This window comes from Pelorhabdus rhamnosifermentans (assembly GCF_018835585.1).
GTDB lineage: Bacteria > Bacillota > Negativicutes > UMGS1260 > UMGS1260 > Pelorhabdus > Pelorhabdus rhamnosifermentans.
Genome location: NZ_JAHGVE010000137.1, coordinates 1 through 273, shown reverse-complemented (window position 1 = coordinate 273; position 273 = coordinate 1). Strand labels below are relative to the sequence as shown.

At 56.0% G+C, this 273-nt stretch carries 1 protein-coding gene; it reads left to right on the top strand.

All coding sequences use genetic code 11. The annotated features are described in order from the left end of the window. Positions 1-227 (top strand): aminotransferase class V-fold PLP-dependent enzyme (locus Ga0466249_RS26090; protein ID WP_215832403.1); only part of this gene is annotated, 227 nt, incomplete at its 5' end. Positions 228-273 lie beyond the last annotated feature (46 nt).

Genomic DNA, 273 nt, shown 5'->3' with positions numbered 1-273 from the left:
CTTGCTCGTCCATCGATATGGTCGCTTTTACCGGTCATAAGTATTTGCTGGGCCCGGCAGGAACCGGGGGACTCTATGTTGCCCATACGATTGAGCTTGAACCAGGTGGGGTGGGGGGGACTGGCACGCTAAGTGATCGGGAGGACATGCCGCCCCAGCTTCCTGCACGGTTAGAAGCCGGTACACCGAATGACCCCGCATTGGCGGGGTTGGCTCAGGCTATATGATGGCAGAAACAACAGCCACTTGATTTAAAAGCTATGGACGAGCAAG